General features: G+C 37.2%; 10 protein-coding genes and 2 pseudogenes. 4 read left to right on the forward strand and 8 right to left on the reverse strand.

The window, feature by feature from the left end; translation table 11 throughout:
- Positions 1-84 precede the first annotated feature (84 nt).
- Positions 85-540, reverse strand: coding sequence for a hypothetical protein (locus tag AC3ANV_RS16075; RefSeq protein ID WP_488309707.1), 456 nt, complete (start codon positions 538-540; stop codon positions 85-87).
- A 1,797-nt stretch (positions 541-2,337) separates the two neighbouring features.
- Between AC3ANV_RS16075 and AC3ANV_RS16080 the strand changes: the two genes are divergently transcribed.
- Together AC3ANV_RS16080 and AC3ANV_RS16085 are read left to right on the forward strand one after the other, a co-directional pair.
- Positions 2,338-3,150 carry a hypothetical protein gene (locus tag AC3ANV_RS16080; RefSeq protein WP_488309708.1) on the forward strand — a complete coding sequence of 271 codons (813 nt, stop codon included), beginning with the start codon at positions 2,338-2,340 and terminating at the stop codon, positions 3,148-3,150.
- A gap of 773 nt (positions 3,151-3,923) precedes the next feature.
- Positions 3,924-4,247, forward strand: a complete 324-nt coding sequence (locus AC3ANV_RS16085) for a hypothetical protein (protein ID WP_488309709.1) — start codon at positions 3,924-3,926, stop codon at positions 4,245-4,247.
- 163 nt (positions 4,248-4,410) lie between these two features.
- On the opposite strand, the pseudogene AC3ANV_RS16090 reads toward AC3ANV_RS16085, so the two are convergent.
- Positions 4,411-4,886: pseudogene (locus AC3ANV_RS16090) on the reverse strand (reverse transcriptase domain-containing protein).
- A 960-nt stretch (positions 4,887-5,846) separates the two neighbouring features.
- Here AC3ANV_RS16090 and AC3ANV_RS16095 point away from each other — a divergent pair.
- Positions 5,847-5,900 (forward strand): annotated as a pseudogene (locus tag AC3ANV_RS16095) (hypothetical protein); the annotation flags it as partial.
- 12 nt (positions 5,901-5,912) lie between these two features.
- Positions 5,913-6,338: a DUF7507 domain-containing protein gene (locus AC3ANV_RS16100; RefSeq protein ID WP_488314252.1), complete on the forward strand. Its 426-nt coding sequence runs from the start codon at positions 5,913-5,915 to the stop codon at positions 6,336-6,338.
- Between the two features lie 408 nt (positions 6,339-6,746).
- On the opposite strand, the gene AC3ANV_RS16105 is transcribed toward AC3ANV_RS16100, so the two are convergent.
- From AC3ANV_RS16105 to AC3ANV_RS16130, 6 genes are all read right to left on the reverse strand, one after another.
- A complete protein-coding gene (locus AC3ANV_RS16105) occupies positions 6,747-6,908 on the reverse strand; it encodes a hypothetical protein (RefSeq protein ID WP_488309710.1) in 162 nt (53 codons plus the stop codon).
- A gap of 251 nt (positions 6,909-7,159) precedes the next feature.
- Complete coding sequence (locus tag AC3ANV_RS16110) at positions 7,160-8,326, reverse strand: iron-containing alcohol dehydrogenase (RefSeq protein WP_488309711.1); 1,167 nt, start codon at positions 8,324-8,326, stop codon at positions 7,160-7,162.
- Between the two features lie 141 nt (positions 8,327-8,467).
- Positions 8,468-9,679: a methyltransferase domain-containing protein gene (locus AC3ANV_RS16115; protein WP_488309712.1), complete on the reverse strand. Its 1,212-nt coding sequence runs from the start codon at positions 9,677-9,679 to the stop codon at positions 8,468-8,470.
- Between the two features lie 373 nt (positions 9,680-10,052).
- On the reverse strand, positions 10,053-10,667 hold the full coding sequence (locus tag AC3ANV_RS16120; RefSeq protein WP_488309713.1) for a hypothetical protein: 615 nt from the start codon (positions 10,665-10,667) through the stop codon (positions 10,053-10,055).
- 1,239 nt (positions 10,668-11,906) lie between these two features.
- The gene (locus AC3ANV_RS16125; protein WP_488309714.1) at positions 11,907-12,449 is read right to left on the reverse strand and encodes a hypothetical protein; all 543 of its coding nucleotides are present in this window, start codon (positions 12,447-12,449) and stop codon (positions 11,907-11,909) included.
- Positions 12,450-12,520: 71 nt separating this feature from the next.
- The gene (locus tag AC3ANV_RS16130; RefSeq protein WP_488309715.1) at positions 12,521-12,952 is read right to left on the reverse strand and encodes a hypothetical protein; all 432 of its coding nucleotides are present in this window, start codon (positions 12,950-12,952) and stop codon (positions 12,521-12,523) included.
- Between the last annotated feature and the right edge of the window lie 82 nt (positions 12,953-13,034).

The raw sequence follows: 13,034 nt of genomic DNA on the forward strand, positions 1-13,034 counted from the left end.
CAATTTCACCTAAACCTTCAATGATTCTTCTTAACGGTTATAAAAAAAATCCCAAGTGTAATATAATCACTTGGAACCGATGAATTAAAATGGTAAATCTTCATCATCTAAAACGGACATTTTATTGACTTGATTTTTCAATTGCCTTGTTTTCTCCTCATATATTTCTTCCATTTGCTCTCTGGTAATTCCATATGGAAAACCATTTGAAGTATAAGCCGTAACAAAATAAAAGGTTCCATCATAACCAAAAATTTCTTCCTGTTCTTTTTCGCGTTTTCTACTTTCTTTTTGTTTTTGCCTAGCTATATGTGATTGATGCACCTTGTCCTTTATAAGACTGTTTAAATTTGTATCTTCATTTTTTGTCTGGTTGATAATTTTCTCAACAATGGTTTCACTTACTGGTGAATCTGATAATTTATCCAATTCCGTCAAGTCAAAACTCCATTTATTATATAGCTTTACTAATCGTATGGAACGATTCCGTCGACTAATATCATTGAGTTTATCACGCATATGTATTAATTGATCTTTCATTTCAAAGACCTCTTTTCATTAACCTAAATCCATCCATAACCAATATACTACAGGATTTTACTGTTATTCTTATTGACAAAAAAGAAAGAGCTAATGCTCTCTATCTTCAATTTAAATATATATTTTCGACACATCCGCATTTTTACCTTCAATCCAATCAATTTTTGTGAATTTTTGTCTTACTTGGATTTAGACTAAGGTAAAAATGTAAAAAAAAACTTTACTACTTTTACAATAACATTAAATAAAACAGGACCAAGCCTATGTATATAGATTCCGTTTGACAAAAAGAGTGACTTTTCAGCCACTCTCATTACTACTACATAATTTAGGGGTACTACTGGATGAAATCTACGGTAGCAAATCTGAAACAATCTAGAAACTCACCACCGGCACGACACCTAAATGTAACTTTTACATGTAAAAAAAACCTACCAGTTCCAGCGATTTCGACCCTGTCTTTACCTATTTTAACTGGATTCCCTAAAATACGTGCATCTCCTGAACACGTTAATAAGCTCCATTCATAAATAATATCCTGGTCATGACCCGTACACTGAATTCCAGCATCGTAGATCAGCATCTGCAAAGTATAAGGCCTGGGGTAATTCTTTTAATGCCTTGGTCTCTTAGACGAGAGCCCGCACAGCAGCTTTCTTCAATTTGAAATACTCCATTACAGTTACAATTATGATCTCTTTGATCCGACCAACCTGGTTCATTTCTTCTATCTAACAATTAACTATCACCTCACTTTATAGCTTGTATTTCCCTGGATTTAAAAGAATGGGTGTTTTATTGGTGATTCTTAAGATAGCTTCTCTAACACATTCAAAAAATTCGCCAAAAAAAACCACGACACCTAAATGCAACTTTTACATTTAAATAAAAAGTACCAGTTCCAACGACTTCCACCCTGTCATTACCAACCTTAACTGGATTTCCTAAAATACGTGCGTCTCCCGACCACCGAAATAAACTCAATTCATAAATAATATCTTGGTCATGACCGGTACATTCACCTGTGCATTGTAGATCAGCATCTGCAAAGTATACACCGGGAGTGCTTGTTCTTTTAATCCCTTCGTCTCTTAGATGAGACCTCTGACAATATTCCAATTCATTTATTTGAATGTATTTGGCAATTAAAAAATGCTTTTAATGGCAGTATCTTTTATGAATGTAAAAAAGCAAAAATACACAAGTAGTGCATAAAAACTTGGATATTTTAGGCTCTTTAATTTTATTCCTTATTGTGTTAGAGCACCCGTTACTTTAAGTACATTTTTTTCACAATCTTTACATATGGATTCCCCCTCCTGAAGATACCACCATCCCCCAGGACCATATGCCTTGCAAGGATAATTAAAGCTATTTTTAAATAGTCGATAAAATGTAAATACTCAGTCTCTTTTTTACCATAAAGATATTCCCTTTCTCATAGAATTGTTTCTATTGAACAACGGTATCTGATTTTTACCAATTAAGGAAAATAGTTCTATTAAAACCACGGTGCATCTTGTTCTTCTTCACTTTCTATCAAAAATATCTCTCTATTTTTATTGGAAAATTCAGATTTAAATCTTTAAAGGAACGGAATATGTAAAAATGAATACCAGCACAACATTTGTTCCCAATACTATTACTAGGTAGATGGTCTTGTATCATATCATTTTAATTGCCTATTTTTTCTCTTAAGTTCTGAATAAACAGGCTATTTTATTAGGACATCATCATCCCGTGATACATATACATGCAGTAAATATATTTATTTAATTTAAGGAGGAGGATTTTTTTATGAGTATAGACATCATGAAATATTTTATTGGTAAGGTAATCAAGGTTGATAGGGGCGGCCCAGAATCCAGAATCGGGAAGTTATTAGAGGCATGTGATGATCATCTCGTCCTTCTCACAGAAGATGATGGTGTCGTTTACTACAAAACGCAGCATATTAAAAGTTTTACAGATTACATGAAGGGCCAGGCGGAATTTAACATAAATGTTCCTAAAGATTTAAAATATAAACAAGCGGATAATTTCCAAAACCTGCTTGATTCCTTGAAATTCCAATGGGTAAGTATTAATCGCGGTGGTCCTGAAAAGTTAGAGGGCGTATTAAGTGATGTACATGAGGATTATGTTTCTTTGATAAATAAAGAGGAAATTGTCCGCCTTGCTATGTTCCACATCAGAAGTATTAGCTATGGATTAAAAATTGAAAAAGCGGAAGATGCAAACTCAAATAACCAATCTAATAAACAAGCAGATTATCAATCAAAACAATCTGAAAAACAACAATCACGTCAACAAGTCGTTAAATCAAGCTCTAAAGAACAGCAGTCCCGTCAACAAATTGTTCAATCAAGCTCTAAAGAACAGCAGTCCCGTCAACAAATTGTTCAATCAAGCGATATCACAGAGGAAGTTTGGGATAACACAGAGGAAGTTTGGGATAACACAGAGGAAGTTTGGGATAATACAGAGGAGGTTTGGGATAATACGGAGGAAGTTTGGGATAATACGGAGGTTGAAGACGTCAATCTAACAGATCTCTTATCCTCGATGGAAAAATTTTTACGAAAATATTCTAAAACCAACCAAAATTAAGTTTTTTTAAGATCCTGACGAACAGCGGTTCGCAGAGTAGTTGAATGAGAATATCCTAAGTTTTATATAGGCGGTATTCTCTACCTACATAGACCATTCTTTCTTGCACTAGTCGAGTAGAAGGGAGCCTTTCTACCTTGCGGTAAATTGTACTCCTCCCCCCTCACAGAACCGTGCTTGCACTATTGTCTGGATAGAATTCAGGCGAGCGCACCAATTAAAGTCACGTTTCCTGAAGCCCCCTTGCGATCCCGGACGGTCGGATTTCCCGAGTCCGGTTCTGACCTTAGATTTCTACTAAATGAGCCTTCCTTAATTATCCTAGGATTAAATGGCGACACCCATATTCCCCCATCAATAACAAGGTTTACTACATTATTAGCCAAATTTGGGACAAATAACTGTTATTAATAAGGCTCTGTGTCCTATATCACAATCCCTTGGCATCCAAGTGCCCAGAGGTCCTTTGCTCAACTTTGGTGTTACCATTGTTGAAATATGTTTCTACATATTTAGAAAAGCATTACCTTTTCCTCTTAGCTACTACGACCTCATCCGTCAGTCCTAAATCCTCCTGTCAATTTCGGTGGTACCTTATATGAAGGGTCTTTGCTGGTTGTTGTCGTCCCAGCTGGAAGTAGGACCTTCCCGTCGTTATCTCTGAAAATCTTTCCCTAGATGCTAGAGCCCATATCCCGGCTTCCCCTATAGTGCATAGAACCGTTTCTTCCTATAGGGCTTCGGCCTTCCCCAGTGCACCAATGGGTCGGCGAATGCAACATTCCCTTCAACAGCTTCTGAAGGGGAGCCATTTCGAGACTGCAGTATTCGTTAAATCCTTCTGGCCTCTAGGTTTGCTTGCCGTACTGACTGTTCCTACCTTATATTCTCCGAGTAATATAGGCAGCTACGGCTTTTACGTCCGAGCAGAACGTGATTTGTTACCTCCTCACGCATCGGATATGCTAGTTGTCCGAATCGGTCAATTGACAACAGGAGACTTTCACTCCATAAGATTTTCAGCCTTGACGGCTGCTCCAATGCACACGGCTCCTCCTAGCTATCATTTACAGAATGTAGCTAATCTCTTTTCTTAAATCATATATATTCACTTTAATTCTTGGTGATGGAAGTGGATATTTATTAAGAAATAGACTGAATTTATCCCATGTAAAGGATTTCCTTTGGCTTCTTCTATTGAGCCATTTATACAATAACTTTTCAATTTTGTCTTTGAAGTTGTTAACATTATGCTTGTCCCTAGCACTGTTTCCTAACCCTTTTCTCAAACCATAGGTCGAGGACATAATGGAGGTATACATTGGCTAATATCGAAGATATTACTCCACCTTGCGGTGTGCCATTGTCCGTCTTGTATTTCTTCCCTTCCTCCATGTATCCACCTTTAAGAAACCTACCAATTACTCTTAATAGGTTAGGGTCCGCGATTCGCAGTTTTAAGAACTCCATTATCCATGTGTGGTCAACGTTGTCAAAGAATCTTTTATATCTACATCTACTACATAAATTACTGACCTCTTCTCAATATAGTAGTTCAGTATTTTCAAAGCATCGTGGCAGTTGCGATTTGGGCGGAATCCAAAGGAACAGTCTAAAAAGTCATTTTCATAAATGGTATTTAGTATCTTTGTAATGCCTTTTTGAACAATTTTATCTTCATGTTCCAGTATTCCCAATGGCCTTTTCTTGTTTGAATTGAGCTTTGGAATATACATTCTCCTTACTGGAACAGGACGATAGCTTTTGCTTTTAAGCCTAATTACTAAATCCTCTATGTTTTCTTCTAAATTTTCACCGTATTGCTCTTTAGTTGTACCGTTAATCCCAGTTGCCTTTTTATTGGGTAGTTCAAGATGACATTGAACTAATGCTTCCTTATTTAATAGATGTACAAGAGATGTAAATTTCAATTTAGGATCAGATTTTGCTAATTCTGCTATCCGACTCCCTACATCGGCATTTGGTTTCCTTGCTTATTAACGCTTGTACACCATACTCTTCTATAAGAAAAGACCGGTAGGGTTTCCCGAGTTGCCGTATCATATCAATGTGTAACGTGCCAAGGTCTTTGACTCCAGAGAGGTTTTATCCTTCTTGCCCTTAACGAAGGATAAAATGTAGCTTTCTGCGCGCAGTTAAGGCATCAGCCCTCTCGATTTACTAACATTTTGGAGCTCAATCCCTTCAACCATTTGGCTTTCGGCCCGCAACCTAACTGTCTACGCTTAAAGACTAAAGTTACCTTTAGCCCTCCAAGACTCGCTACGAGCGAATGGCTAGTTCTTACTCGACGGGAATCCCACCCGCTATATGATACGACCTAGGCTCGGCCGCACACCTGCCAGTTACTTTAAGTTATCATGAACGAAACTAGCTCCTTACTCGTAACACCGTAGGTTAATTTGGTTACACTGTTTACTGGAAAAAAACAAACCAAATCAGAGCTACATTACGGAAGGAGCTAGTTATTATGAAGATACCATAAAATATGTAGGTTTAGACGTTTCAAAAGAAAAAATTGCCGTTGCCATTGCAGATGAAGGTCGAGATGAGCCAAGGTATTGGGGAATGATCACTAATACAGTGGAGTCAATTAGAAAGTTAGTAAAAAAGCTTGGAGAAAAAGATAACCTTCGAGTGTGTTATGAAGCTGGACCAACTGGCTATGGTCTTCATTGTCCAATCTTATTGCTCTCGACACTAGTGTTCAAAGAACTCTTCGAGATGTGATAAAGAAGGAAATGCTACTAGAATTTAAGTTTGAAAATGTACTGGAATTGATCACTGCTACTTCTACAACACCACTGGCGGCTCCCCTTACAATTACGAAAACTGCTTCGCCAAATCCTGTACCGAAAGGGGGCATGCTAACCTACACCATCACTGTGACCAATACTGGAACCACACCGTTAAACAATTTGACAGTAACCGAGACAATACCACCAGGTACCATTCTTACGGTAACGAATGCTCCAGGATTTACAACTACTGTAGGAGTAGGAACTGTAACCTTCACAGCAAATTCTCCACTTGCTCCTTCAAGTTCCGCCACTATACAGGTTCAAGTTGCTGTCGCATTACCAACGGGACTTATTACTAATACAGCTACTGCTAGTGCAGATGGGGTAGCTCCTGTTTCGGCATCAACTACTACAACGGTAGGTTAGACATTTTACAATTCAGCGAAGGGATGAAACTCGACACAATTAACAATAAAAAGATAACAATATCAGATTAGAATTAGTTCCTCTACCCTACTAAAGTAGTTATAGCAATCTTTTAAATTAAAGATCGTATTGGAAAAGGTAATATCTAAACAAAATTCTTTCCATCCCGAACTAAGCAAGAAAGATAGTTCGATTCCACCAGGAAAAACTAAAACTAAACGGAGGGGCAATCCATGCAACATTGGATTGCCCCTTCCAATTATCAAAGTAAGAAATCAATCGTATCTTCGAGTTAAAACAATATCAGAATTTCTTTGGCTATGATGCACGCAATGCGGGGATATTGTGCTTATTCAAGTATCCTGCCAGTTAGTGCAGTTAGCATAACTTCACAAATATGTATAAATATTAGCATTTATACCGTTTTTCCTTGAGTAATGATTCATAAAAATTAATAAACATACTGCCAAAACATACAGCAATTAATTGCAAGAAACAAATTTGAACAACACCATTACAGTTAAAATCACTTTGGTCTGCCCAACCGGGTTCATTTCTTCTATCTAACAATTATCTATCACCTCACTTTATAGCTTGTACTATCAATATATTCTTGAGTTAATCGTATTCTTGGACAAACTATGAAATTAAAAAAGCCACCGGTTAAGGTGACGCTATATTATTGTTATTTAAATACGTAAAATAAAGTTGAATGAACGCTATGCTGATTTAATAACCTAATGTTATCCTCACTCCCCTAAACAAATGAAAAACCCCTTGTCAAATCAAGAGGTTAGGATTAGCTTATTGATCAATCTTGTCTAAAAAATATGCTCATAGGCTTGCTCAAGAATCTGCCGGTAATCCTCTGGACCAATAGTTCGTATGTTACTAGGTGTGGAATTATTTTGTACGGCTAACTCGACAATTCGTGAAAAATCTTCTTTTCGGACTCCTGGTAAGTCTTTTAATTTAGGAATCTCCAATTTAGTAGTAAATTCACGAATTCCGGTTATCAATTTTTCAACGGCACTTTCATCTGAATCATATTCAGTAGCAAACTTCATATATCTTGCTAGATCAGCATGAATGCCCTTCTCTTCTTCTGCATTAAATTTTAATACAAATGGTAAAAATACAGCATTTGCCACTCCATGTGGTGTATCATACAGGCCTCCAAGTGCTTCCGCTAAGCAATGGACGGCTGCTACATCCGTAGAACCAAAACATAAACCAGCTAAAAGACTGCCTTCTAACATATCATAGCGAGCCTGTTGATCTTCTCCATTCTTGAAAGCGATCGGCAAGGAAGAAACAATCTTGTTCATCGCTCTGGCTCCAAATGCCTGGGAGATTGGATTGGTTACTTTACAAGTATAGCCTTCAATCGCATGAACCAATGCATCCACACCAGTAGCTGCGGTAACGGCCTGCGGAACCGTAAACGTTAATTTTGGATCAAGAACTGCCATCATGGGCCTTAATAAAGCATCTTTTAGTGTCAGCTTACGATGTGTGACAGACTCTGTAATAACGGAGGAACGAGTGACTTCAGAGCCAGTCCCTGCAGTGGTTGGCACACAAATAATCGGGGCAATATTTGCATATTCCCTCTTTCCTTCCACGTACTCAACTGGTGTACCGCCATTCGAACCAAGAAGAGCAATCGCCTTCCCCGTATCCATCGCGCTTCCGCCTCCAATTGCGACAACCGTCTCAATGCCCTGGTCATTAAATAGTTTTGCTCCAGCCAAACACTCTGTATCCCTCGGGTTTTGCGAGACGGAATCAAATAAAACCACTCGAAAACCTGACTCTTCCAAATTTGTTTTAATGGGTGAGACTAGTCCTGCTTTAACGACACCAGGATCACTGACTAATAATACAGAACGTCCGACCTGAAGAGTTTTCAACAGCATTGGCAATTGGTCTGCTTTACCCAACCCCATCTCAATTCTAGTATTACAATAATAGCTATAACTCTCCATTTTCATCACTCCTATTGATGATTTCTCCTTCGAAATCTCGATTCACACCTTATTTTTAAAATGGAATGCTTTCGATAAAAATTACAAGCAAATTTGGCCATTTGTTGAGCCATAAGATCAAAAATAAGGTTCGTTATTATATTAATTACCATCACCATTAGGCATAAAGTAGCTTTCTGGACGTTCTTTCAGGCTGTCGTACTGCACAATTGGTCCGAGATGACTGAACTGTCCCGTTGCCTCCTCTATCAGCAGTTGGGCATCCAAATATGCACCGGCAGGAAGAATGTCCAAATGACGATGCCCCATATTACCATAGCAATAGACAAGCAGAAAATCGCCCGTCTCCCAAATTTCAAATCGAAACATATGCCAGTGGCTAGGCACAGCCAGATAGTGGCCTGATTTGAATGTTTTCTCCCCAAAGCGGTGGTATGCAAACTCGGCTTTCGCCCCGCTGTAAGATTTCCCGGCCTCTAATACTAATGGATGATCTTTCGTATAAAGATGTTCCATACCTTCTAAGGTTGTTATCCCTGTCTCCCTTTTTGTCGCTACAATCATAGGAGAGCGCTTATTTGCTCCTAACTCATGATAATCGATGATGTCGCAGTCGTCCCATTGAACATGGAGATTTGCTTTTTTCAGCGAATTTGCCCACTTCCCGACATCTGCTGGGGTTTCCAATCGCTCACAAGAGAGATAGGTTCCATCCTCGGTTATCAAATCATTGACTATTTTTAAATACAAACGGTCTCCATACGTTGGATTTTCCTTCAAGTAATCAGGCAATGACCAGTACTTTGGGATGAAAAGAGGTCCCATAATCTCATGAAAGGTACGCACAGAAATAATGAGATCAAAAGAGTTCATTAAAAAACGTTCTCTTAAATCCATAAAATCGATTCGATAAAAGCTCACGTTAGCAAGCCCCAGCTGCTTAGCCAACTCTTTGGCACACCGGATTCCGTTCCCCGACTGATCGATTCCAACTACTTCCGCATCTGGAAACCGAGTGGCGTACCAGCATGCCAACAATCCATTATCACATCCGATTTCCAAAATTCGCTTTGGCTTTAGTTGTTTTTGCCGGTTGATCCAGGTCAGGAATGACTGATGAAAGGACATCGTCCATGATTCCACTGCCAAGCTGAAAGGCAATGTAGCATTCTTCACCTCATAAAGATTCCCCTGCTTTTTACGGCATATAAGTGGTTCAAGTTCCTCTGCCAAGACTGAATCTACAGCAGTAACGTGCTTCCAAAAGTCCCGCTTGCTTTTACAGTCCTCGATTCCCAGGGTCTTAAAATAGGCTGAAATACTTGGTTTCCTTTGCTCCGTCTCGATTGGCATGCTTTATCTCCAGTTTAGTTAAAATTATTACTACATATTAGTACTTGGTCTTAAAAAATGGTTAGTTTTATTATAATAGGTATTTGCTAATCTTTCAAAAAATTTCTCCTCTATGCTATACGTGGCAGCGCATATATTAGAGCCCCGGTCGTTAGAAACTTTTCTAACACCTGAATTCAAAATTTTGCGATCATAAGGGTTTATCATTTAATATTTATTTGGCCGATCTGCGAAGTTTTTTAAGAGTACGAGATTTCCATCACCTTGACAAACAAAAACATATTTACCGTTTTTCGAGTGAATGTACTGAACAATCATTAGTCTCTTCACCAGGCTCAATATCGTCACCTGGAACTAACTAGCAGCTTGAAATCTAGTTAAAATCTACCGGTCTTTTAAACTTGTAATCAGTTCTAAAGATACTATAAATCGGTTCAGATGATTTTGAATGAAAAACACTTGTTGTAGACTCGGGCTTTCCAATATTTAAAGATATAGTTACTTGGTTATCGTTTGGAAAATTAGGGTCATAGATATGAATGGACAGATTGTTTTCATTTAAGTCATACCCATATGCAAGAACTTGATGATTTCTTCTGATCTGAAAAGGATTAAGGGATTTTACTCTGACTAAACCAAGCGGTGATAGCTTTCCGTTATCAAGATCATTTTTTATTTTCGGCCATTCCTCATTAATCATTCTCCACGTCCTTCCGTGCGGTGCAGCTCCGATTTTACTAGCCGTTGTTTCATATTCCGGGAGGACAGGATTCATCAAAACCATATATTTAATAAGACCTAAGGGCAAATGAAAGCTTTCAATCTGCCGATTAACGATATATTCGAACAATGGACCAAAGGAAGGAGCTGTCGGATTGGACGGGATCGGCATTTTTGCTTCAAAGTAATCCATGACAGCATAAATCATTCCGCCACAAAGACCATACGATGCATCACCGATTGTAATCTGCCGACCCAAAATTTCCATTTTCTTCAATGGAACATGTGGAAAGCTGTTTCCAAATTTAAAACAGGATGAGCTGGGCAGAAAGCCTTTTAAAATTGGTATACTGTTTTCCCCCTTGATTACACGTAAATGAATGTTTAAATCAAGCTAAATATTGGCCCAATGAGATAAATTCGTTAATATTTATTCATAATAGGTCCCAATTAAAACTATGTTAGTACTTTGTGATTATGCCGTAAATATAGTCCTAATCCTCACTACACGTCTTTAGTCTTTAAAAACAATAATCCATATTTATTTATTAATAAAGACAGATAAGTAGTTAGGGGGAGGGAAATGCTTAAATACGAACCGGAAATTGTGTCATTCCACTTGACGGTCACACCCCTCTGTTGGGATTATCCAAAGAATTAGTAAGTCCTAGCACTTTCTAATTAGTTATTGCTCTTTTAATTCTTCGAAAAATTTAACTAAGGCACTATAGGGATGTTCCACTTGCATAAGATAGCCACTTGATAGATTTCTCCACTTTAATTGCAAATGGCTAAAAATATCTTCAAAAAAACTCAAGGCTCCCTTTACATACTTTACACTTCTTAAAATACTAGGATTCCACGCTGGTTTAATATCATCAATTATGTTCTACATCACCGAGCTATATGGTGAAATCATACATTTGTATCCTATCGTTTAATAAAGTCTAGGAAAGAGTTCATCCATTTCCTTTTCAGATAAACCTGCAATTTTCGCTATTTCTTCAATTTCTACTCCTTTTTCGAATAGTTCTACTAGAAATATATGGCGATCCCATTTTTCTTTTTCACTTCCGCTTAATTCAAATTCTTTATAGAATAATTTGTCTATTTTTTACCACCTCAATTTAAGATATATTCGGACCGTTTAAAATTAGGGAATCTAAATACGAAATGACAATTTCCGTTCTGTTGGAGGAATTCTGAGGAGTTTAAATAAAAATGACATCGTAAAAAGTGAATTGAACTAGGTTGAAGAGCAGCAAGTATCAATCATCACATTGCTAAATGTCTTTTTCAATCCATTGTATGCAATATGAACAGAAAACTAGATGCAATTGGACATCCATAGCAAATTTCATACTCTTCTCCGCACAACAATATACAGGTGCTCAATTGCCTTAATTTCCTCATTAATAGTGTGAAAAATATATAATTCACGACTTTGATTTTCCGAATAGAGTTTTTTATACTTTCCATGCTGCATTGCCGTTTTCATCATTAGTACTTATTTCTGTTCCAATTTATTCACCTTTCTTTTTACTTCTGCCATTTCTTTAAATAAAAGCTCTACATCTGAATTAACATCAAATGCCAATGCTTTCATGTCTCTTCTGATGGTTGTGAAATTTTCAGTCATGAGTGTAGCAGTGTGTTTAATAATATCTTTTATCTCTTGTTGTCCCGATATTAATTGTTCTTGTCCCTTTTCCAAATTATCTGTACGACTTATTAATTCTTGTTGTCCCTTCTCAACATTTTCCATCCGAACCATTAATTGTTTCTGACCTGTATTTAATTCTTTTTGCCCTTTTTCCAAATTATCTGTACGGACTATTAATTCTTGCTGCCCATTCTCAACATTTTCCATTCGAATCAATAATTGTTTGTGACTTATAATTAATTCTTCTTGTCCTTTTTCAAAATTATCTGTGCGACCTATTAACTCCTTCTGGCCCTTTTCTAAATTACTTGTGCGGCTTAGTAATTCCTTTTGACCAGTACCTAAATGCTGCAGTTCTGAAAGAATTTTATTTAATGTTTCTTCCATAAACGCCCTCCGCTCTTTGATTACCAAAACATTACTTGATCTCTAATTAAATGAAAAATGGATTTTAGATATTATACATAATCATATCCATATTTTTCAACATACTCTTCAAAAGACAAATGAAAATAATCAAGGACTTTACCAAACCATATTTTGAATTCACCATTCTGATAAGAAACTAAGTAACTCTTCTCTTTATCCACATCAACATTAGATAATTTCACTTTAAAATTTTCAAATTGCTCATCGGTCAATGGACTCATTAATCGTTTACTACTGAAGGTTCCATCCTTCATTTTCAAAAAGGATTTTCCATACCCCTGTCTTTTTTCTTCCTCAAAATAAGAAGTATTTTTTTCTCTATCATATTTTGCTTCGTGATCAACTTCACAACCACAGCACTGGCAGATGATATAGCCTGCACCAGTTCTATAATAATGATCTTCAACAGCAATTCTTCCACAATCGGGGCAAGCTACAGGAAGAAAAAAAGATGCCATCATCTATACCTCCTCAATAAAATGAAAACAATGATGTTTTATTTATTGTCTGAACGAAAAGATACACCTTCTCTTCGAGAAATTT

It is taken from the genome of Neobacillus sp. DFD-2R, from assembly GCF_057747865.1.